This window comes from Streptosporangium sp. OZ121, assembly GCF_051918885.1.
Classification (GTDB): Bacteria; Actinomycetota; Actinomycetes; order Streptosporangiales; family Streptosporangiaceae; genus Streptosporangium.
This window is the reverse complement of record NZ_JBPXMC010000016.1, coordinates 21,283-42,182: the sequence shown is the minus strand read 5'-3', so window position 1 is coordinate 42,182 and position 20,900 is coordinate 21,283. Positions and strand designations below refer to the sequence as shown.

The window sequence follows — 20,900 nt, the reverse complement described above, 5'->3', positions numbered from 1 at the left end:
GGCTATGTGGTTGTTCGACGCGCTGGGGGTGGTGGGTCAAGGTTTGTAAACCAGATCTCGCCGTCGCGATGACGCTGATCCCCAAGTTCGCGTCAAAAAGAGTCCGTAACCGGTTTTGCCCGGCAAACGCGGGGATTCCCAGGTAAAGCGGTTAGGGGGCCCCGTGCGTAGAGTGATCGGTTCGATTTTGATCGCGCTCGGATGCCTTCTCGCTCCCTTCGCCCTCACCGCCCACTGGGCGGCGAACGAGATCGCGGACCCCAGCCGTTACCTCCGCAACGTGACCCCGCTGGCCGATCACCCGGCCGTCAAGAGCGCCGTCACGAATCGCGTCACCGACGAGATCGTCGTGCGGTTGCGCGGGCTGGGGATCTCGGTCGGCGGGGAGCTCATCCGCGAGACGGTGAAGGCCGGCGTCAACGACGACTTCGCCGTCGCCTGGGTGGACATCAACAAGCTGACGCACCGCCGGTTCCTCGCGATCCTGGGCCACTCCCCGAACACCGGCGTGCAGGAAGACGGTGTCGGCTACGACCTGGCCCCGGTGTACGAGCTGGCCAAGCGGAGGTTGCAGGTCGCCGGCATGGGGGACGCCTCGCGCCTGCCCGAGGCGCACCCCGTCACCCTGCTGCTGCCCACCTCCGCCATGGTCACGATCGACAAGGGCTACGACGAGCTGATCTCGCTGAGATGGGTCCTGCTGGGCCTGTCGCCGGTCCTGATCGTCGCGGGGGTGGCCCTGATCCGCGATCGGTGCACCGCGCTGATCGGCGCCGGGCTCGGCCTGGCCGCGAGCATGCTCGCGCTGGCGATCGCCATGTCCGCGGTTCGCAACGTCTACCTGCCCGGTGCCGTCGCCGGTGGCCTGTCGTACGCCGCCGTGGTCGCGATATTCGACGCGCTGACCGCCTTCCTGAGGAACGGCCTTCGGATGATCTTCACGCTGGGCCTGCTCATGGCGGCGGTGACCTTCTTCGTCAGGGGCAGGCTCGTCCGTTCCAGGCTAGCGGCGGCGGCGTTCGAGGCCCGCGCTCACCAGTCCGCGGCACCCTCGAAGGACGTCCCCGAGGGGTGATAGCCGAGCCGGGTGCGCGCGGCGGTGATGTCGAGGGTCCGCTCGACGGCCAGGTGGCCCGCGGCGTAGCGGGTCAGCCGGGGCGGGCGCGGGCGCCGGAGCAGCCGTGACACGGTCTCGGCGACGGCGGCGAGGGGGTCCACCAGCGCGAGCGGCAGGTAGTACGGTTCGGCGTCGATGCCGCGTTCCCCGAGGATCGCGCGCAGGGCGTCGTCGAGTACGACGGGCTCGGCGTCGGTCACGTTGAAGACGCCGTGGTCGACCGGGCCCTCGGCGGCGAGCAGGCAGGCCTGGACCAGGTTGTCCACCGAGGTCAGGCTGACCCGCTGGCGTCCGTCGCCCACCGCGAGCAGCCTGCCGCCCCGGACCGCGCCGAGGACCCGGGGGAGCAGCGTGGTGTCCCCCCTGCCGTAGACCGCGTGCGGCCGCAGGATGACCGCCCGCTCCAGGCACCGCTCCGCGGCGGCCTTCGAGGCGCCGTACGCGTTGGCGTACCGCCCGACCGGGGCGGCGTCCTCGGCGGCCATCACGGTCGGCAGGAACGGGTCGTAGACGCTCGCCGTGCTGACGTGCACGAACCTGGCGCCGGGAAAGGCGGCGGCGGCGTTGCGGGTGCCGTCCACGTTGGCGGCCCAGATGTCACGCGGCGGCCCCCAGTCCGTGACGCTCCCGGCGCAGTGGATCACCACGTCCACCTCCCCCGGGAACGTCACGGGCCGGGGGCCGAGAAGATCCCACGACGTGTACGGCGCGCCGCCGACGTGCCCGCCGTCCACCCGGGGCCGCCTGCCGAAGGCCGACACCGTCCAGCCCCGTGCCACGGCCGCGCGGCAGACCGCGCCCCCCACGAATCCGGAGGCGCCCGTCACCGCGATCCTCGGTGGCCGCCCGGTGGGCCCGCCAGGTCCGCGAGGCCCGGCGGCCCGTTCGAGCGCGGCCCGTTCGAGCGCGGGCCGCTCAGGCACGGGCCGCTCAGGCACGGGCCGCTCAGGCACGGCGGGCGACCAGGTCCCGCAGGGCGGCCCGGTCGAGTTTGTCGGCCCGGCCCGAACGGGGGAAGGCGTCGAGCGGCTCGATCCGGTCGGGCAGGGCCGCGGCGTCCACGATCTCGGGAAGCGCCCTTCGCAGCAGGCCCTCGTCGTAGCCGTCCGCGGGAACGACGGCCAGCACGACCTCCTCGTCCCCGGTCTCGGGGTCGGGGAGCCCGACGATCGCGGCCTCGGCCACCCCGGGCAGCGCCGCGACACCGGACTCGTACAGGCCCGGGTAGATGTTGACCCCGTCGCGGAGGATCATGTCCTTCTTCCGGCCGAGCAGCACCAGCCGGTCTCCTTCGAGCCGGACCAGGTCGCCGGTGGCGATCTCCCGCAGCGGCTCCTCGCCGAGATAGCGCTGGGCGAGGTGGGGGCCGGAGACGAACAGCTCGCCGTCCTCGGCGATCCGGACGCCGACGCCCGGCAGGGGCACCCCGAGCAGATCACCCCCGGCCTGGGCCAGCTTCTCCCGGGCGGACGCGATCGCGATGGGGAGCGCCTCGGTCATCGCGTAGACCGACAGGACCTCGGGCCCGGCCTCGATCGCCCGGCGGAGTACGCCCGGCGGGGCCGGGGCGGCGCCGAGCAGGAGGTAGCGGAGGGTCGCGGGGAGCCTGGGGGTCTCGCGCAGCAGCCTGTCCAGGTGGACCGGGACGGCGAAGGTGTGGGTGGCCCGCCGCGCGGCCAGTTCCGCGGCGAGGTCACCGCCCCCGGGCAGGGACCAGGTCGCCCCGGCCAGCAGGGCGGGGAGTCCGAGCATCAGCTGGTCGGTGTGCACGACGTCACCGGGGCCCAGCGGGAACACGCTCCGGAACATCTCCAGCCCGGCCGCGAGAGACCCCCGGGTGTGCACCACCCCTCGGGGGCGTGCCGTGGTACCCGAAGTGAAGATCACCGCCGCTGGTTGGTCCGGGTCTGTCCCGTACGCCGCCGGACCGGTCGCGGGACCGGCCTCCCGGCCGACGGCCTCGCCACCCCGACCGCCGTCCCGGCGGTCCCGACCGGCCGGGTCGGTGGGGCCGGTGGGGCCGCCGGACGACCGGAGGATCCGGGAGAGCCGCAGCGCCCCCCTGGGGACTCCCGGCAGCCACGGGCCCGTGTACAGGTGGCGGACGGGGTGGCCGGGAAGCGGGTTCGCGAGGTCCGGCAGGAGCAGGCCCCGGCGGCGGGCCAGGCCCTTGAGCGGACCGCTCAGGGTGTGGAGCAGGGACTCGCTGACCACCCACGCGGGCCGGGTCGCGGCCATCCGGGCCGCGAGCACGTCGGGCGCCAGGCCGGGGTCCGCGAGGACGAGCGTCCCGCCCGCCGCCACCGCCCCCAGCGCCAGCGCCACCGCGTCGACCCCGGGCCGCACCGCGAACAGCACCCCGTCCCCCGGCCGCATCCCGGCTCCGTCCCCCGGCCGCATCCCGGCTCCCCGCCGCGTCCGGCCCTCCGCCCGCGCACCGCCCTCCGGACCCGCCCCGGCTCCCGGACGTCCTCGGCCCTCCGGCGCCGGCCCGCCCATCGCGTCGCGGACCGCCGACACCCGGCGGGCCAGCTCACCGTAGGCGATCTCGCGGCTCCGGCCGTCGACGATGGCGGTCCGCCCCGGCTCCCGCGCGGCGACCGCCATGATCCCGCTGACGATGTCGTTGATGTCGTTGATGTCGTTCACGCGGCACCGGCCCGGCCGACCCACAGGTGCTCGTAGGTCGGGATGAGGACCCCCCTGGCCGCGCGTCGCCGTACGACGCGAAGCCGGTGGGAGAGCAGGACCGAGGCCACCGCCCGGATCTCCGCCAGGGCCAGCGGGTAGCCGATGCAGAAGTGCGGCCCCGCGCCGAACCAGAGCCTGCGCAGCTCGGGCGGGTGGGCGCGGGAGGGGTCGAACGGGCCGTACGCCCTGGCGCAGTTGTGGGTGACGATCAGCACCCGGTCGCCGGGGCGCACCCGCGTCCCGCCGACGCGCGCCGGAGCGGCCACCGAGCGCAGCATCAGCGGGGTCGGCGTGGTGACCCGCATGGCCTCCTCGATGACCGTGTCCAGGTCGCCGACCGGGGTCCGGTGGTCGTGCAGGAGGGCGACGAGCCGGGGGACGAACGTGGCGACGGTCTCGGTACCGGTGAGGAAGAACGCCCCGGCCGCGCCCCTGGCCTCGGCCGCGGACAGCCCCTGCGCCCGCATCCGGCCCATGACCGTGGACTCGTCCCCGGCCTCGTAGGCGGCCTGCGCGATGTCCCCGATCCGGTCGAGCACCCGCCTGGCGACGGCCACCTGCCGGTCCGACAGCCGCCGCGAGCGCAGCGAGACCATCGAGACGACCCGCTCCCCGTCCGCGAACAGCTCCCTGGCCCGCGCCTCGGAGACCTCGCCCAGCCCGATCACCCGGCAGATCACCGCCCCGGCCATCAGCCGCATGGCGTCCACCAGGTCGACCGTCTCGCCCCGCTCCAGGCGCGCGGAGAGATCGTCGAGCGGCCCGCGGAGCACGTCGTCCACCAGCGCGGACACGTAGCCGGTGGTGAACAGCGGCATCAGTTTCCTGCGGAGCGCGAGATGGCCGGGCCCCTCCATGTTGAGCAGCACGGAGGGGCCGAGCACGGGTGTCCACAGGTCGCCTGGGGATCCGGGGCCGTCCTTGCGGAACCGCTCGTCCATCAGCACGGCCCGCGCGACGGCGGCGTCGTTGACCACGACTCCCAGCCCGGGGACGCGCACCACGGGCCCGAGCCGGGCCAGCAGCCGCATGAGCGGGTAGGCGAAGGGGTGGGCGGCCAGGTAGAGGCGGGTCTCGTGCCTCACCGGACGTCGATCACTTCGGGCCGGTAGTGGTGGTCGGCGTACCAGGCGAGGGTGCCCGCGAGGCCGTAGGCCCGCAGCCTGCGCACGGAGCCGAAGACCACCACGTCGCGACGCGAGGCGTACGCGGGGGTGAGGGTACGCACCCGGTTGACCAGGGCGCGGTCCTCGTGGACCTCCTCGATCGCGGTCCTGGGGAAGCCGCCCGCGCGCTCGTACAGGTCCGCGGTGATGGCCAGGGTGGCGCCGGGCATCATCACGTACGGGCCCCGGTAGCGCGGGTCCCTGTTGCCGGGCCGGAAGCGGCCGAAGGTCGCCGCCACCTCCACCACGAACGGGATGAGGTGGCGCTCCCAGAACTTCAGCCGGAACTCGTCGGTCCGGGGCCGCAACTGCCCGCCGACCATCTCCAGCCCGTCGCCGAAGGCCCGCCGGATGTTGCGCACCCAGTCGGGGCGGGGCAGGCAGTCCGCGTCGGTCCTGGCCAGGTGGGTCGCCCCGTGCGCGATGGCGTGGCGCATGCCGGTGTCGGAGGCGGCGCCCGTGCCCTTCCTCGTCTCGACGACCACCTGGACGCCGTGCCGCCGTACGACCTCGGCGGTGTCGTCGGTGCTCGCGTTGTCCACCACGAGCAGCGTGAAGTCCCGGTCGTCCTGCTCGGCCAGCGCCCGCAGCGTCGCCTCGATGCCGGGGGCCTCGTTGTAGGCGGGAACGATCACCCAGAGGTCCATCACATCTCCGCCGGCATCACGCCGGTGCTGATCCGTCACATCTCCGCCAGCATCACACCGGTACTGATCCCGCCGCCCAGCCCGAGCAGCGCCACCCGGTCACCCGGCCGCCAGCCGCCCAGCGCGAGCTGGAGCGGCAGCGTCGTCGAGGCGCAGTTGCCGTGCTCGGGCAGGCTGACCACGAGCCTGTCCTCGGGAATGTCGAGCACCTCGGCCAGGAAGCGCAGGTAGGGCAGCGCCACCTGGTGCACCGCCACGATGGCGAAGTCGTCCCAGGTCAGGCCGGTGCGCTTGAGCGCGTTGAGGAAGATGTCCGGGCCGATCGCCTCGAAGGCCTCCTTCAGCCTGCGCCCGTCGCCGCGGAAGTAGGAGTACTCGGGGTCGCGGGGGTGCGCCGAACCGCCTCCGGGCAGGGTGCCGACCGCCCAGGCCGTGGAGTCGGCCGCGAAGTCGCGGTAGAAAATGCCACGTTCCATGTCGGCGGCGACCGTTACCGCGGCGCCGGTGTCCGACAGCGTGTAGCCCGCGAACGAGTCGACGAACTGCGCGCGGTCCCTGACCCGCCACCGGATCGCCCGCGACGGGATCTCACCCGAGCAGACCAGCACCTTGCGGTGCGCGCCCGTGAGGATCAGCGCCTCGGCGATCTGGATCCCGTTGAGCATGCTGTTGCAGGCGTTCTTGACGTCGAACACCGGGCACGAGAGTCCCAGCTTGGCCGCGACGATGTGCGCGGTGGCGGGCTCGACCATGTCCTGGGAGGCCGACGCGAAGACGAGCAGGTCGACGTCGGAGTGGTCGAGCTCGCGGGCCGCCTCCGCGGCGAGGTCCGACGCCTGCTGGTCGTCGCGGGCCACGTGGCGGCGCCGGATTCCCGTCAGCCGCTCGACGACGCCTCCGTGGGGCACGTAGCCCTCGATCCGCCGTTCGACGTCCGCGCTGGAGACGGTCCGCTCCGGCAGATACGTCGCGACGCCCGTGATCCGGGCTTTCATTGATCTCCCTGAACAGCGTCAAGTCTCACCATGCTCGCGCAATGTATCTAAAACACGGTGATTTGTCCTGATCGCGGGGAGGTGAAGGGGGCAAATGGGAGGGAGGAGAACAACGAAACGACGGAAATCACCTCGGTATGAGCCGGCCGTGAGGGGGTAGCAGGTGCCGCCATGAGCGACGTTCGGACGGGACCGGTGACCACGAAGGTCCCCGCGCGGTTGGACCGGTTGCCATGGTCACGATGGCACTGGATGGTCATCATCGGACTCGGCACCGTCTGGATCCTCGACGGTCTCGAAGTGACGATCGTCGGAAACCTCTCCGCCCAGCTGGCCAAGGAGGGCAGCGGCCTGGCGATCACCCAGGCCCAGGTCGCGGGCACCGCCGCCGCCCTCTACGTGGCCGGAGCGTGCCTGGGGGCGCTGTTCTTCGGCTGGCTCACCGACAGGTTCGGCCGCAAGAAGATGTTCATCATCACGATGGTCGTCTACCTGGTCGCCACCGCCGCGACGGCGTTCTCGTTCTCCGCCTGGTGGTTCTTCCTGTTCCGGTTCCTGACCGGGTTCGGCATCGGCGGCGAGTACGCCGCCATCAACTCGGCCATCGACGAGCTCATCCCGAGCCGGCACCGGGGCAGGATCGACATCATCATCAACGGCAGCTACTGGCTCGGCGCCGCGGGCGGCGCGCTGCTGACGGTGCCGCTGCTCAACAACCTGCCGCTGAACATCGGCTGGCGCGTCGCGTTCGGCATGGGCGTGGTGCTCGGCTTCGCCATCCTGCTGGTGCGCAGGCACGTGCCGGAGAGTCCACGCTGGCTGTTCATCCACGGCCGTGACGAGGAGGCCGAGGGGCTGGTCGACGGGGTGGAGAAGCAGATCGAGCGCGAGAAGGGCGTCGAGCTCGACGAGCCCTCGCGGTCGATGACCATCCACCAGCGCAAGTCCATCGGGTTCGGCCGGATCGCGCACACCATGGTCGCCCGCTATCCCAAGCGCACCGTCCTAGGCCTGTCGCTCTTCATCGGCCAGGCGTTCCTCTACAACGCCATCACCTTCGGGTACGCGCAGATCCTGTCGACCTTCTTCGGCATCGAGACCGAGACCGGCTACTACTTCGCCGTCATCGCGGTCGGCAACTTCCTCGGCCCGCTCCTGCTCGGTCGGTTCTTCGACACGATCGGCCGCATCCCGATGATCTCCGGCACCTACATCCTGTCCGGGGTGCTCCTTTTCGGCACGGCCTGGCTGTTCAACCAGGAGGTGCTGACCGCGACCACGCTCACCGCCTGCTGGTGCGTCGTGCTCTTCTTCGCCTCGGCGGGGGCGAGCTCGGCCTACCTGACCGTCAGCGAGATCTTCCCGATGGAGACCCGGGCCATGGCCATCGCGTTCTTCTACGCGATCGGCACCTTCGTCGGTGGCGTGTCCGGGCCGCTGATCTTCGCCAGCCTCGTCGAGAGCGGCAGGCCCGGTGACACCGCGCTGGCCTTCTGCATCGGCGCGACTCTCATGGTCGCCGCCGGGCTGGTGGAGCTCTTCCTCGGGGTCAAGGCAGAGGGCAAGGGCCTGGAGGACATCGCCGAGCCACTGAGTGCCGTCTCCGGCTGAAGTGCCGTCTCTGACTGAAGCGCTGTCTCCGCCTGAAGCGCCGTCGCGGTCTGGGGACGCGGCTCCGTCGGGAGTTTGACGGTCCTCTGTCGCGGCAGAGGACCACATAAGATCATTTTTCGTGATCGACCGGATCGACCGGACTGACCGTGATCGACCCCGCCGGGCTGAACACCGTCACCCGCCCCGTGATTCTGCTGGAGGTATGCATGCGTGGTACCGCTCGTGCGTTCGCCATGACCACCGCGGCCCTCGCCCTCGGGCTGACCGCCTGCAGCGCGGGCGGGCCGGTCGACGGCCGGCCGGTCGCGCAGTCCGTCCCCAAGGCCGGTGAGGAGACCAAGAAGCCGGGGAAGCCGGCCGGACCCGTCACCCTGAAGTACTGGACCTTCGCCCCGCCCGCGGCCGCGCTGAAGAAGACGATCACCGCGTTCGAGCAGGCGAACCCCGGCATCGAGGTCGAGCTGCGCACCTTCGACGAGGCCGACTACCGCAAGCGGCTGCCCAAGGCGCTCGACGGTGACGAGGCACTCGACGTCGTCGGCATCCAGGTCCCGACGATGACCCGCGCGGTCGTCGACCGGCTTCGCCCGGTCGACGACTGGAAGGACAAGGTCTCCGGCGGCTGGGTCGAAGAGCTCGACGAGAGCGCGGTGAAGCAGACGAGGAAGGCCGCCAAGAACGGCGAGCTCTACTCCGTCCCGATGGGGTCCAGCGGCGGCGCGGTCATGTACTACAACGCCAATCTCCTGTCCGAGCTCGGGGAGTCCTTCCCCGAGACGGCCGCCGATCTGGAGTCCATCGTCATGCGGGTCAAGAAGGAGATACCCGGCCTCCGGCCGGTCGTCTTCTCCGGGGAGCCGCGCCGGCAGGAGGAACTGCTGTTCACCATCGCGGGCCAGACCCAGCCGACCCTCTCCGACGACCTGCTGGCCGGTGACAAGTCGTGGAACGGCCCCGAGACGGTCTCGGCCCTGACGGCCTACGGGTCGTTGTTCGACCGGGGCGTGCTGGCGAGGTCGGCGCTGACCCTTGAGGGCGACCGCCCGGCCGAGCTCTTCCGCGCCGGCAAGGCCCTGTTCCTGGTGGACGGCTCGGACCGGAGCTCCATGCTGTCCGCGTCCTACCGCGAGACCACGAAGGCCTCCGTCAAGAAGGTCGGCGCGGGTCCCTTCCCGACCATCCTGCCGGGTGCCGAGCCCGCCGTCCGCAGCACGGTCGAAGTTGGCCTGGCCATCCCCAGGAGCTCCAAGCACGTGGCCGAGGCGGCCACGCTGATCGAGTTCCTGACCGCGGGTGAGGGCGTCTCCGGCTGGGCCGGAGACCTGACGATGGTCCCCTCTCGCGAGGACTTCCGGATGGACTCGTCCGTCTTCGCCACCCCGGAGGGCAAGAACGGCTACGCCGCGATCCAGGAACTCATCAGGGACGGCGGTTCCCTGAACGTCCCCGACGAGGTCTTCCTGGAGCGCGCCGAGGGTGACGCCATCCTCGACGTCGCCCATGGCCGGACCACCGCGAAGAAGGCGGCCGACCGCCTGCAGAAGGAGTGGGCCCGCGGCCAGTGACGGTTCCCCGGTACGGTCGGTGACGGCCTCTCTTCCGCGGCGGCTCTTCCGCGGCGGCTCTTCCGTGGCGGCTCTTCCGCGGTGGCCGGATCAGGCGTCCACGAGCCGGAAGGTGCGGCGGTAGGCCATCGGTGAGACACCGATGGCCACCTGCAGGTGCTGGCGGAGCGAGGCGGCGGTGCCGAACCCCGAGCGCAGGGCGACGCCGTCCACCGGCAGGTCGCTGGTCTCCAGGAGCCGCCGGGCCAGCTCGATCCGCTGCAGGATGAGCCACTGCCCCGGGCTGAGGCCCATCTCGTCGCGGAAGCGCCGGGTGAAGGTACGGCGGCTCATCCGGGCGTGGGCGGCGAGCTCGCTGAGGGGGAGCGGCTCGTGCAGCCGCTCCAGCGCCCAGGCCCTGGTCGCCGCGGTCGTCGCGGCGGTCGGGGCGGGAAGCGGGTGCTCGATGAACTGGGCCTGGCCGCCGTCGCGCCACGGAGGGACGACGCATCGCCTGGCCACGCGGTTGGCCACCTCGGTGCCGTGGTCACGCCGGACGATGTGCAGGCAGAGATCGATCCCCGCGGCCACCCCGGCCGAGGTGAGCACGTCCCCGTCGTCCACGAACAGCACGCTCGGGTTCACCTTGACCTTGGGGAACAGCTTCTGGAAGTGGTCGGCGCCGCTCCAGTGGGTGGTCGCGGGACGACCGTCGAGCAGTCCGGCCGCCGCGAGCACGTAGGCGGCGGTGCAGATCGAGACCAGGCGGGTGCCCGGCCGGATACGCGCGATCGCGGCGGCCAGGGGCTCGGGGAGCCTTCCCTCGCTGGAGGTCGTGCCGAGGGCGTGGGTGGCCGGGATCACCACGGTGTCCGCGCCCTCCAGGGCCTCTGCCCCATGCTCCACCGCGATCGAGAAGTCGGCGTCGGTGCGTACGGGGGCGCCGTCGATGGTGCAGGTGAGCACCTCGTAGAGCCGTCTGCCGTCCGCGCCCTCGGCGCCGCCGAAGATGCGCGGCGGGATGCCCAGCTCGAAGGGGATCACACCGTCCAGGGCGAGCGTGACGATCCTGTGCATGACCCGATTCTTACACATGAAAGGTATCGGCCATCTTCGGGCGGTTCGTCGCGGTGTGTCTGCCTCTGTCATGCGGCGAGCTCAGGAGCGGAACGCGCTCAACAGCGGCAGGCGGAGGACGAGCCGGGCGCCGCGGCCGGTGGTGCTGTCGGCGGCGTAGAGCCGGCCGTAGTGCGCCACGGCGATGTCCCTGGCGATGGGCAGGCCCAGGCCGGTTCCCCCGGCGTCGCGGCTGCGCGCCGAGTCCAGGCGGGTGAACCGCTGGAAGACCCGCTCCCGCTCTTCCGCGGGGATGCCGAGCCCGTCGTCGGTGACCTCCAGAACGGCCTCGCCCCGCTCGCTCCGGACCCGGACCCGCACCTCGCTCACCGCGTGCCGGTCGGCGTTGGCCAGCAGGTTGGTCAGCAGCCGGCCCAGCTGGAGCCTGCTGCCTCGCACCACGACGCCGGGGTCGCGCTCCAGCAGCAGCTCGTGCCGGGACGAATGGCGCTTCGCCTCGTAGGTGACCAGCTCGGCGAGGTCGACCGGCTCCGGCGGGCCTGCTACGCCGGCGTTGAGGCGGGCGAGCAGCAGCAGGTCCTCGATGATGGCCTGGAGCCGTTCCACGTCCCTCAGCGCGGAGCACATCGTGCTCAGCGGGCTCTCCGCCTCCGGATCGGAGATCGCCAGTTCGAGTTTGGCGCGCAGCCCGGTCAGGGGGGTGCGAAGTTCGTGGGAGGCGTCGGAGGCGAAGCGGCGCTGGTTCTCCACGGCCCGCTCCAGCCTTTCGAGGGTCGCGTTGATGGTCTCGGTGAGCTGCGCCATCTCGTCCCCGGACTCGGGAACGGGCATCCGGCGGCTGAGGTCGGAGGCGGTGATCTCGGCCATCTCGGTACGGATCCGTCCCACCGGCGCGAGCGTACGGCCGGCGAGATGCCAGGTGCCCCAGCCGAGCAGCGCGAGAAGCCCCAGGGAGAAGAGCGCCAGCGCGACCTCGAGGGAGTTGGTGCGGAGGACCGGGGGCTCCGGTGCCGCCGCGTAGACCATGACGTCGCCGTAGACGGTGTGGGCCATCCGGAGGCCCACGGTGATGTAGCACTCCCGTTTCTCCGCCGAGGAGCCCACGCACGACGTCCCGTCCACCTGGATGTCGCCGCCGACCGGGCGCATGCGGCTGATCGGGGGCGAGCCGAGTACGGCGGGGCTGGCGGCGACCACCCGGCCGTCGTTCGCGACGACCTGGATGCGGTCGATGCGGTTGACCGGGGGGACGACGGGGTTCGGACGGCCCTTCTGGATGTCCAGGCCCGTCTTCCTGGCCGCTACGGCCGTCGCGCCGACGAGGTCGGCCACCAGCCTGTTCTGCGCGATCTGCCACGTCGCGAACGCGCCCGTCCCCAGGGCCAGGGCGAACACGACGATCGCTACGAGGGTCACCCGACCCCGGATCGAACGCGGACGTCGCAATACGTATACCCCCCGAAAAGCGGCTTTCCTTCCCTAAAGACGCTTTTAATCATTTATAGGTGACCGGTATTAATCCCCAGGCAAAGCGTGGCCAAGTTCTCAGCGCGTTCGGCGGCGAGGGCCACGGTTTCCACGAGCCCGGGCCGCGGAGGGTGGTCGCTGTCTCCGGCCCCTCCGCGGCGGGTCGCTCGTTCCCCTGCGGATCGCCGCCGAGTCTCCCCGGCAGGACGATCAGGCTCCGGCGCACGAGTCGTGGGTCGCGTCGAATCCCTTCAGGCTCTCGTTGTCGCCGCGGGGAAGCGGCTTCAGCCCTTTCCAGTCGTCGCCGATCGTCAGGACGAGCCTGCCCGTGGTCGCCCGGCGGACGGGCAGCGGCCTGGCGGCGAGCAGGTCTCGGCTGAGGGTGGGCGCCTTGGCGGCGCCGTTCGGCGAGTAGGCGATCGTGGTCGTCGGGTACGGCTTGCGCGACGCGTCGCCGATCCTGGCGACGTGGTAGCCGCGCTCCTCCAACTGGACGGCGACCAGGGTGGCCAGGCCGGACCGCATGGTCCCGTTGCGCACCTCGACCTGGATCTTCGACCGGGGCACCCTGCTCTGGCCGCCCTTGACCCCGGAGCCGCTGATCGCCCGGTCCGTCGCGACGATCTTGAACAGCCTGCCGCTCTGCGGCTGGACCCACTCCACCCGGCCGGGGTGGACCAGCGAGTAGCGCCACGGGGTGGTGATGAAGTGGATCTGCCCCGCGGCGAGTCCCTGCGCGCTGGTCGCCAGGTCCCGCATGACGCCCGGGGTGAGGCCGGGGTCGGTGGTGACCGACTTCGTCGCCGCGTCGAGGAAGCCGAAGAGCCGGGTGGGGTCGGTGAGCGTCTCGCCGCTCATGACCTTCTTGACCATGGAGGCGATGAACATCTGCTGGCGCTGGATGCGCCCGATGTCCGATCCGTCGCCCAGGCTGTAGCGGGCCCGGACGTAGCCCAGGGCCTGCTCACCCCCGAGGTTCTGGCGCCCGGCCGCCAGGTGGAGCAGTGCCTTCTTGTCGTTGATCGCCTCGGGTACGCAGACCTCCACGCCGCCGACCGCGTCGACCATGCCCTTGAAGCCGGTGAAGTCGACCTTCACGAAGTGGTCGATGTGGATGCCGGTGAGCGACTCGACGGTCTTCCAGGTGCAGGTGATGCCGCCGGAGTTGAACGACTCGTTGATCATGCCCACGTGCGGTCGCTGCCCGGGCAGTCCCTGCCTGGCCCGGCAGGCGGGAAGCTGGACCATCGAGTCGCGCGGGAAGCTGACGACCATCGCGTTGTCCCGCTTCGGCGAGATGTGCGCGAGCATGATCGTGTCGGTCCGCTCGCCCGCCACCCGGCCGTACCGCGCGTTCTTGCCGCCCCGCTGGTCCGAGCCGACGACCAGGACGTTCATCGCCTTGCCCGCGGCCTTGACCGGGCGTCGCCCGAGGTCCTCCGCCGAGACCTCGACGTGCTTGACGTTGCCGCTCAGCTTGACGTACGCGCCGGCCACCGTCCCCGCGGCCACGAGCACCACGGCGGTGACGGCGGCCACCAGCCACCACAGCCACCTGCGGCCCGGCCGCCACGAGCGCCGGGCGGGCGGCGCCGGCGGCTCGGGGGGCGGTTCGGGGAATGCGTCGATCAACCCGCTGCTCACGTGACTCCCGGGGGAAGGCGGCCACGGCGTGCGCCCGTGACCGAGGAGCCGTATTCCGGCCGTCGCAGAGTTTACTAACCTCCCGGTACGGCTGGTCCGGGGCGGGTCTGCCCTGCGTGAGGGTACATACACCTGTCCTGTGCGGGGGTGCGGCTCCCTGTTACGATCCGCCGGTGATTATCCGTCACGGGTATCTCGGCGACGTACCGGCCGTCCTGGCGATGTTCGACGGCGCGGTGGCGTGGCTGTCCTCCCAGGGCCGCACCGGCCAGTGGGGCAGCGAGCCGTTCTCCCTCAACGCGGCCCGTGTCGAGAACATCACCGCGTGGGCGATGTCCGGCGGGATGCGCATCGCCGAACTCGACGGCCGGCCCGCGGGCTGCCTGGTGGTCGGCGCCGCGATGCCCTACGTCCCTCCCGCCTCCGAGCCGGAGCTGTACGTCCAGGGGCTGGTCGTCGACCGGAGACACCACGGCCGGGGGGTCGGGGCCGTCCTGCTGGAGCGCGCCCGCGCGGAGGCCGCCTCGCTGGGGGTCGCGCTGCTGCGGGTCGACTGCTACGCCGGCGACGACGGCCGGCTGGTGGCGTACTACGAGAGCCGGGGATTCACCAGGACCGAGAGCTTCAAGGTCGGAGACTGGCCGGGCCAGATCCTGGAGGCGAGGCTTCCCGCCGCCACGGGCTGAACGATCCGCGCCGGGCGGCCGGTGTCGAGCGACCCCTGTCGGCGAACGGTCCGTGCCGCGTGGCCCGTGCCGTGTACGCCGTGCCGAGCGGTGCGTGCCGTGTACGCCGTGCCGAACGATCCGCGCCGCGCGGCCCGTGTCGAGCGGGGTCGTACCGGGAGCGGTCACGTGACGGGACGTCACGTGCCGATTCACCGGGGCGTGTCATGCGCGCGAAATCTTGGTACGAGAGTATTGCCGGAGATTTGCCGCTATTTGGGGGATTTGTGGTTGGCGCTCTCGATCACCGCTATCGCGGTGAGCACCCGATCCGCACGCTCGCCTACCTTTTCCGGGAGGATCGTCTCAGGCTGTTCGCGGGGGTGCTCGCCTTCCTGGTCAAGCACAGCCCGACCTGGCTGTTGCCGCTGATCACCGCCAACGTCGTCGACATCGTGGTCGCCCGCGCCCCGATCGCCCACCTGTGGGTCAACGCGGGTGTGCTGCTCGCCCTGCTGCTCCTCAACTATCCCCTCCACCTGCTCTACGTCCGCTGCACGCACGGCGCCATCCGCCGGATGGGGACGAACCTGCGTTCCGCGCTCTGCCGCCGCATGCAGCAGCTCTCCATCGGCTACCACGCGCGGGTCAGCGCCGCCGTACTCCAGACCAAGGTCATCCGGGACGTCGAGAGCGTGGAGCAGACCAGCCAGCAGGCGGCCGACATGGGACTGTCCGCGCTCACCATGCTCGCCGGAGGCCTGGTGGTGATCGCCGTGCAGGTGCCCGCCGCGATCCCCGTCTTCCTGGTGGTCGTACCCGCCGCGGCCCTGCTCGTGATGCACATGCGCACCCGGCTGCGCGACGACAACGAGAACTTCCGCCGCGAGGTCGAGCAGCTGTCCAGCCGGGTCAGCGAGATGACCACGCTCATCCCGATCACCCGCGCGCACGGCCTGGAGCAGGACGCCCTGCACCGCGTCGACGGCACGCTGACCAAGGTGCTGCGCAAGGGCCTCCGGCTCGACCTGCTCAACGGCAGCTTCGGCTCGCTGGCCTGGATCCTGCTCAACGCGCTCGGCGTCGCCTTCCTCACCGGTTCCGCGCTCGTCGCCTACTACCAGGTCATCCCCATCACCGCGGGCGACGTGGTCATGCTCACGAGTTTCTTCGCCACCCTCACCGCCGCCGTCACCTCCCTGCTCACCCTCACTCCGATGATCAGCAAGGGACTGGCGTCCGTACGGTCCGTCGGCGAGGTCCTCCAGGCGCCCGACCTGGAGCACAACGCGGGCAAGGAGGAGGTCGCCTCCGTCCGCGGCGAGATCGAGTTCCGCGACGTCGGGTTCTCCTACGGCGAGGAGGCCGCGATCACCGGGTTCGACCTCACGGTGACCCCCGGCGAGACGATCGCGCTGGTCGGCCCCTCGGGAGCCGGTAAGTCGACCGTGCTCAACCTCGTCATCGGCTTCCTCCGGCCCACCTCCGGCCGGATCCTGCTGGACGGGCGCGACATGGAGACGCTGGACCTGCGGACCTACCGCAGGTTCCTGTCCGTCGTGCCGCAGGAGTCGATCCTGTTCGAGGGCAGCGTCAGGGAGAACGTCACCTACGGCATGGCCGACGTCTCCGAGGAGCGGGTACGGCGGGCGCTCAGGGACGCCAACGCGCTGGAGTTCATCGACCGGCTCCCCGAAGGCCTCGACACGGTCGTCGGGGAGCGGGGCGCCCGGCTGTCGGGCGGGCAGCGCCAGCGCCTGGCCATCGCCCGCGCCCTGATCCGCGACCCGCGCGTGCTGATCCTGGACGAGGCCACCTCCGCCCTGGACACCCGCTCCGAGGCGCTCATCCAGGAGGCGCTGACCCGCCTGGTCGCCGGGCGTACGGTCTTCGTCGTCGCCCACAGGCTGTCGACCATCCGAGGCGCCGACCGCATCGTGGTCATGCGCGACGGCGGGATCGAGGAGGCGGGAACCCACGAGGAGCTGATGCGGCTGCGCGGCGCCTACGCCGGCCTGCAGGGCGCCCAGCTCGCCTGAAGAGGTTCCCGGGCTGAGTTCTCGGACCGGGGAGTCTCGGAAGCCGGAGACGCGAGGAGGGTGCGGGACCCGTTCCCACGGATCCCGCACCCTCCTGTCCTGCCGGGTGGACTCAGCCCGCGGTGCCCGTCGAGGCCGGGTAGATGCGGAGCCAGTCGACCTCCATCCACGCCTCTCCCGAGCTGCCCTGGCCGGGGAACCAGTCCAGCTGCAGGCAGACCGACATCGAGCTGCGGGTGGCGTTGCCGGAGCGGAACCACTCCTGCCCGTCGATGTAGCCGACGACGCTGTCGGGGGTGACCTCCACGGCGTAGGTGTGCCAGGTGGTCATGTCGATGTTGGCGTGGGCCTGCTCCTGCCCCTGGGGGGTGTGCAGGAAGAAGTTCGGCCGCTGCCTCTGCGGGTCGTCGATGACCTCGAGGAAGTCGATCTCCTCCCCGGTGGAGCTCCGCACGTTGCCGCCGCCCTCCTTCGGCCACAGCAGGGCGACGGGGTGGTACGACCCGGCGCCCGGGTACAGGCGGATACGGGTCTCCCAGCGCCCGTAGGCCTGGTCGTGACGGGCGGCCAGGCCGGCCGTGGTCCCGTCCTCGCGGCCGTAGAGGTAGAGCGCCCCGTTGCCGAGGTAGAGCTGCTGAGGGGAACGGCGGCCGTTGCCGGCGTGCCCGGCCGAGTCGTAGAACACCCAGTCGGACTCGTCGAGGTAGTCGTCGAACTCCGCGCACCAGGACGGTGCGCCCCAGTTGAGGGCCTGCGCGGCGCTGGCCTCGCCGGTGGCGGCGGGGGCGCAGGGCGCCGCCGAGACCACCTCTCCCTGGGCCGCGCTGAGGGTGCTCACCGTCAGCGCGGCCACCATGCTGAGTACGGCCACCCGCACGTGGGATCTGGTGATCATGATTACTCCTCCCAGGATCTGGCGCAGAGTGTGGAGGGGCTGAAGCTCCAGCAGCCGGTGCTCGTCGGGCTGGGGATCGACGACGCGGTCGGGCTCGGCAGCGGCTGGGCGGGTGAGGCCGGCGGCCCGAACACCCAGCGCGGTGCGCCCGCCGGCTCCTGGTTCGCGATCAGCAGGACGGGGGATTCCGAGGTACGGCCCCGCCAGGGCGCGAGGCTCCAGCACGAGGCGATGTCCTCCGGCTTACAGAAGTCGGAGGTGGAGCGCTTGAGCGGGGGCAGGGGCAGGACGGTGGGGATCGAGGGCGCCGGGGACGGGGCGGCCATCGGGGATCGGGTGCTCTGGACCGGTTCGGTCAGGAGGGAGGGCTCGTAGGCGCCGGTCCGCGTGGGCGCGGACCGTGGCGCGTTGGTCGCCCAGCTCGGCGGACCGGTGCGCGGCGGGGCGGTGAGGGTGGAGGTCGGGCTCGCCGAGGGCTTCGGCGTCCCCTTGTGCGGGGTGGTGGGCCGCTGGGACGTCGACCGGGTGGGCTTGGGCGCGGCGGTGGCGGTCGGCGCCGGCTTGGTCGCCGTCGCCGTCGCCGTCGCGCTGGGGGCCGGAGGCTTGGGACCCGGGTGCGTGGGCGACGGGTCCGGCGCGGGCTTGGTGGCCTTGTCGGAGGGTTCGGGGCCGGGGGGTTCGGGCGTCGCCTTCGGCGGTTGCGGCTTCCCGGTCGCCGTGGCGCTCGACGTGGGTGAGGAGGTGGTGTCGGCCGGCGGCGCCGGGGTGTTCGGGGCGGAGGTCGCCGACGGCTTCGTGTTACCGGGAGGCGCCGTGTTCTTGGGCGGTGCCTGGGTGGCCTTCCCGGTCTCCGGGGGCGCGTTCGTGGGCGCCGTGTTCTTCCGGGGCGCCTCGGTGGCCCTCCTGGTCTCCGGAGACGCTTGGGTGGTGGGCCTGGTGTTCCTCGGGGCCGCCGGTGGAGCCGCGGTGGGCCTGGTGTTCACGGGCGGTTCCTCGGCGGGGCGTGCCCTCCTCGACGGCGGGTTCGTCGGTACCGCGTTCCTGGTCCGCACGTTCTCCCGCGAAGGCGCGGAGAACTGCTCGGCGGGAACGTTCTCCTCCGTGCGGGGGGCGGTGTTCCGCTGGCCGGGACTGCTACGGGACGTGGGAGGGGAACTGCGGGCCTCGGGAGGTGACGCGTTCTCCGTGGGCGGGTTCCGGTCGGGGCGGGAGGATGAGCCGCCCTCCGCGGGCGGGTTACCGTCCGGCGTCGAGCCGGAGTCGCGGTTCGAGGGAGACCGCTCGTCCGGCCCGGAGGTGTTGCCGGTCTCGGGGACGGTGGTCTCCGGAGGGGACTCCTCTCGTGCGGGGGGCGGGGCGGCGGGGGGAGCGGGAGGGACGGCGAACTCCTGCGACGGTGAGCCCGAACTCACGCCGGGATCCGCCAGGGCGGCCCACGGCTGGGCGATGACCGCGCTTGTCGTAGCGGATACCGCGGCCAGCAGAAGGCCGGAGAGTAAGGTGACACGCCGGGACGAGCTGCGTGGGGGCATTGATCGCTCTTCCTGGATCTATGGGGTGGGCTCTGGGCCGGAGATGGGTTTCCAGCCCGCGGCGGTGAATTCCGGGGTGCCCGGGAGGGCGACCTGCGGCACGGAGGTGGCGAGGGGGTCGGGGACGTTGACCCAGTCCCCCTGGTTCGCACCGCGCATGCCGGGCTGCCAGACCATGAGCAGGCTCATGGCGTACGGGCTCGCATAGGTGGGATCGGTGTCGCCGACGCCCTTGGTCGCGGTCACCTGGACCAGGACCGAGACCAGCACCTGGTCCTGGGCGCGGGCCTTCCACTGGACGCCGATCGTCCGCGTCCGCATGGCGGCGCCGTCGGGCAGTGCCCCGTCCTTGGGAAGGCCGAGGATCTCCCGCCATCCCGCGACGGCCTCGCGGGCGCCGGCCCGTGCCGCGTCGTGCTGCTCGGGACGCGCGTACAGCACCGCGGCCTGCTCGGCCTGCTCGGCGTCCAGGGTCCACGCCGCCTCCAGCGCCGCGGCGGCGGCCGAGGCCGCGCCCAGCTCGGTGCGGGGGAACCCGACGGGGTAACCGGCCGCGCCCTCGTAGCCGGAGGGCGGGGCGAGGAGAACGGTGTCCCCGACGGCCTTCGGCGCGGAGGCGTTCACGGGGGTGGATTCGGTTTGAAGGAGCTGCCATGCCCCGGCCGCCAGCAGGATCGTCCCCACGATCGAGACGACCACGATGAGCATCCGCCGCCGGGCGCTCGGCGGCGGGCCCAGATCCCAGTTCAGCGTGGGATCGTCGGCGACCGGCCGCACTAGTGGCTCCGGTCGGGGCGCTGCCCGAAGGTCTGCCCGGCCGCCGCGGCCAGGCGGAGGTACGCGCCCCGCGTCGTGGGCCGCAGGCGGACCAGGTCCACCTCGGCACCCTCCTTCAGGTGCGGGTCGTAGGGGATGCGGATCACCGCGCGGCAGCGGGAGGTGAAGTGGCGCTCCAGCAGGTCCAGGTCCACGTCGGACTTGGGTTCCACGGCGTTCAGCACGACGATGGCGTTCTTGACGAGATCGGCGTGGCCGTGGGCGGTCAGCCAGTCCAGCGTCGCGGCGGCCGAACTCGCCCCGTCCACCGCGACCAGGCTGACCAGCACGATCTGGTCGGCCAGTTCGAGTGTCGCGCCCATGGCCCCGTGGAGCAGGCCGGTCCCGCAGTCGGTGATGCAGATGGAGTAGTAGCGCTCGATGAGCCCGGCGACCGTGCGGTAGTCCTCGGCGTTGAACGCCTCGCTCACGGCCGGGTCGGTGTCGGAGGCGAGGACCTCCAGCCGGGCCGGCGACTGGGAGGTGAAGGCGCGGGCGTCGGCGTAGCGCAGGATGTGGGGGGCCTCGGCCAGCATGGTGCGGATGGTCGCGGCCGTCTCGGACTTCACCTTGATGCCGAGGGTCCCGCGGTCGGGGTTGGCGTCGATCGCGATCACCCGGTCGCCGCGCAGGGAGGCGAGCGTGTTGCCGAGGGCGACGGTCGTCGTGGTCTTGCCGACCCCGCCCTTGAGGCTCATGACCGCGATCCGGTGGTGCCCGCTCGCGACGGGGGTCTGGGCCTGCGCCATCAGCGTGCGCCGTTCCAGTTCCGCCGCCGACTCCGCGGGGATGATGCGCTTGCCGGAGAGCTGCCAGACCAGACGGCGCCATCCTCCGGCGGGCTCGGGGCGGCGGTTGGTGAGCAGGTGTTCCGCGGTGAGCGGGACCGTTTCGTGGAACTGCTCGGGCGGGGTGGGCGGCGATGTCTGGATGTGGGGAGAGGTATCCGTCATTGCCCTGGTCCTTTCTCGAAAAGCGATCGTGGGGGGAT

17 protein-coding genes are annotated in these 20,900 nt (G+C 71.8%); 5 read left to right on the top strand and 12 right to left on the bottom strand.

The window, feature by feature from the left end:
• Positions 1-163: 163 nt before the first annotated feature.
• The gene (locus ACTOQ1_RS25770) at positions 164-1,075 is read left to right on the top strand and encodes a hypothetical protein (protein ID WP_440070600.1); all 912 of its coding nucleotides are present in this window, start codon (positions 164-166) and stop codon (positions 1,073-1,075) included.
• Here ACTOQ1_RS25770 and ACTOQ1_RS25765 read toward each other — a convergent pair.
• Genes ACTOQ1_RS25765 through ACTOQ1_RS25745 form a run of 5 tightly spaced genes read right to left on the bottom strand, consistent with a single transcriptional unit; the run spans position 1,033 to position 6,616 of the window.
• Complete coding sequence (locus ACTOQ1_RS25765; protein ID WP_440070599.1) at positions 1,033-2,040, bottom strand: NAD-dependent epimerase/dehydratase family protein; 1,008 nt, start codon at positions 2,038-2,040, stop codon at positions 1,033-1,035. The genes ACTOQ1_RS25770 and ACTOQ1_RS25765 overlap by 43 nt on opposite strands.
• Positions 2,041-2,062: 22 nt before the next feature.
• Complete coding sequence (locus ACTOQ1_RS25760) at positions 2,063-3,766, bottom strand: class I adenylate-forming enzyme family protein (RefSeq protein ID WP_440070598.1); 1,704 nt, start codon at positions 3,764-3,766, stop codon at positions 2,063-2,065.
• Complete coding sequence (locus tag ACTOQ1_RS25755; RefSeq protein ID WP_440070597.1) at positions 3,763-4,893, bottom strand: cytochrome P450; 1,131 nt, start codon at positions 4,891-4,893, stop codon at positions 3,763-3,765. Before ACTOQ1_RS25755 ends, ACTOQ1_RS25760 begins: the two co-directional genes overlap by 4 nt.
• Positions 4,890-5,621 carry a glycosyltransferase gene (locus ACTOQ1_RS25750; RefSeq protein WP_440070596.1) on the bottom strand — a complete coding sequence of 244 codons (732 nt, stop codon included), beginning with the start codon at positions 5,619-5,621 and terminating at the stop codon, positions 4,890-4,892. Before ACTOQ1_RS25750 ends, ACTOQ1_RS25755 begins: the two co-directional genes overlap by 4 nt.
• A 35-nt stretch (positions 5,622-5,656) precedes the next feature.
• Positions 5,657-6,616, bottom strand: a complete 960-nt coding sequence (locus tag ACTOQ1_RS25745) for a 3-oxoacyl-ACP synthase III family protein (protein WP_440070595.1) — start codon at positions 6,614-6,616, stop codon at positions 5,657-5,659.
• Between the two features lie 171 nt (positions 6,617-6,787).
• Between ACTOQ1_RS25745 and ACTOQ1_RS25740 the strand changes: the two genes are divergently transcribed.
• Both ACTOQ1_RS25740 and ACTOQ1_RS25735 read left to right on the top strand, forming a co-directional pair.
• Positions 6,788-8,227 carry an MFS transporter gene (locus ACTOQ1_RS25740; RefSeq protein WP_440070594.1) on the top strand — a complete coding sequence of 480 codons (1,440 nt, stop codon included), beginning with the start codon at positions 6,788-6,790 and terminating at the stop codon, positions 8,225-8,227.
• Positions 8,228-8,436: 209 nt separating this feature from the next.
• Positions 8,437-9,795: an ABC transporter substrate-binding protein gene (locus ACTOQ1_RS25735; protein ID WP_440070593.1), complete on the top strand. Its 1,359-nt coding sequence runs from the start codon at positions 8,437-8,439 to the stop codon at positions 9,793-9,795.
• A gap of 90 nt (positions 9,796-9,885) precedes the next feature.
• Here ACTOQ1_RS25735 and ACTOQ1_RS25730 read toward each other — a convergent pair whose 3' ends face one another.
• The 3 genes from ACTOQ1_RS25730 to ACTOQ1_RS25720 form a co-directional block, all read right to left on the bottom strand.
• On the bottom strand, positions 9,886-10,851 hold the full coding sequence (locus ACTOQ1_RS25730; protein ID WP_440070592.1) for a GlxA family transcriptional regulator: 966 nt from the start codon (positions 10,849-10,851) through the stop codon (positions 9,886-9,888).
• An 81-nt stretch (positions 10,852-10,932) separates the two neighbouring features.
• Positions 10,933-12,267, bottom strand: coding sequence for a sensor histidine kinase (locus tag ACTOQ1_RS25725; RefSeq protein ID WP_440070591.1), 1,335 nt, complete (start codon positions 12,265-12,267; stop codon positions 10,933-10,935).
• 261 nt (positions 12,268-12,528) lie between these two features.
• Complete coding sequence (locus ACTOQ1_RS25720) at positions 12,529-13,962, bottom strand: LCP family protein (protein ID WP_440070590.1); 1,434 nt, start codon at positions 13,960-13,962, stop codon at positions 12,529-12,531.
• A gap of 173 nt (positions 13,963-14,135) precedes the next feature.
• Here ACTOQ1_RS25720 and ACTOQ1_RS25715 point away from each other — a divergent pair, with 173 nt between their 5' ends.
• Positions 14,136-14,648, top strand: a complete 513-nt coding sequence (locus tag ACTOQ1_RS25715; RefSeq protein WP_440070589.1) for a GNAT family N-acetyltransferase — start codon at positions 14,136-14,138, stop codon at positions 14,646-14,648.
• Positions 14,649-14,914: 266 nt separating this feature from the next.
• Complete coding sequence (locus ACTOQ1_RS25710; protein WP_440070588.1) at positions 14,915-16,666, top strand: ABC transporter ATP-binding protein; 1,752 nt, start codon at positions 14,915-14,917, stop codon at positions 16,664-16,666.
• Positions 16,667-16,778: 112 nt separating this feature from the next.
• On the opposite strand, the gene ACTOQ1_RS25705 is transcribed toward ACTOQ1_RS25710, so the two are convergent.
• The 4 genes from ACTOQ1_RS25705 to ACTOQ1_RS25690 form a co-directional block, all read right to left on the bottom strand.
• A complete protein-coding gene (locus ACTOQ1_RS25705) occupies positions 16,779-17,561 on the bottom strand; it encodes a glycoside hydrolase family 16 protein (RefSeq protein WP_440070587.1) in 783 nt (260 codons plus the stop codon).
• 2 nt (positions 17,562-17,563) lie between these two features.
• Complete coding sequence (locus ACTOQ1_RS25700; protein ID WP_440070586.1) at positions 17,564-18,973, bottom strand: hypothetical protein; 1,410 nt, start codon at positions 18,971-18,973, stop codon at positions 17,564-17,566.
• A 138-nt stretch (positions 18,974-19,111) separates the two neighbouring features.
• On the bottom strand, positions 19,112-19,870 hold the full coding sequence (locus ACTOQ1_RS25695; RefSeq protein WP_440070585.1) for a hypothetical protein: 759 nt from the start codon (positions 19,868-19,870) through the stop codon (positions 19,112-19,114).
• Positions 19,870-20,862, bottom strand: a complete 993-nt coding sequence (locus tag ACTOQ1_RS25690; RefSeq protein ID WP_440070584.1) for a nucleotide-binding protein — start codon at positions 20,860-20,862, stop codon at positions 19,870-19,872. Before ACTOQ1_RS25690 ends, ACTOQ1_RS25695 begins: the two co-directional genes overlap by 1 nt.
• Between the last annotated feature and the right edge of the window lie 38 nt (positions 20,863-20,900).

Coding starts and splice junctions, on each gene's coding strand:
- ACTOQ1_RS25735 (WP_440070593.1), top strand. CDS start 8,437: ATGCGTGGTACCGCTCGTGCGTTCGCCATGACCACCGCGGCCCTCGCC.
- ACTOQ1_RS25690 (WP_440070584.1), bottom strand. CDS start 20,862: ATGACGGATACCTCTCCCCACATCCAGACATCGCCGCCCACCCCGCCC.
- ACTOQ1_RS25705 (WP_440070587.1), bottom strand. CDS start 17,561: ATGATCACCAGATCCCACGTGCGGGTGGCCGTACTCAGCATGGTGGCC.
- ACTOQ1_RS25745 (WP_440070595.1), bottom strand. CDS start 6,616: ATGAAAGCCCGGATCACGGGCGTCGCGACGTATCTGCCGGAGCGGACC.
- ACTOQ1_RS25730 (WP_440070592.1), bottom strand. CDS start 10,851: ATGCACAGGATCGTCACGCTCGCCCTGGACGGTGTGATCCCCTTCGAG.
- ACTOQ1_RS25750 (WP_440070596.1), bottom strand. CDS start 5,621: ATGGACCTCTGGGTGATCGTTCCCGCCTACAACGAGGCCCCCGGCATC.
- ACTOQ1_RS25740 (WP_440070594.1), top strand. CDS start 6,788: ATGAGCGACGTTCGGACGGGACCGGTGACCACGAAGGTCCCCGCGCGG.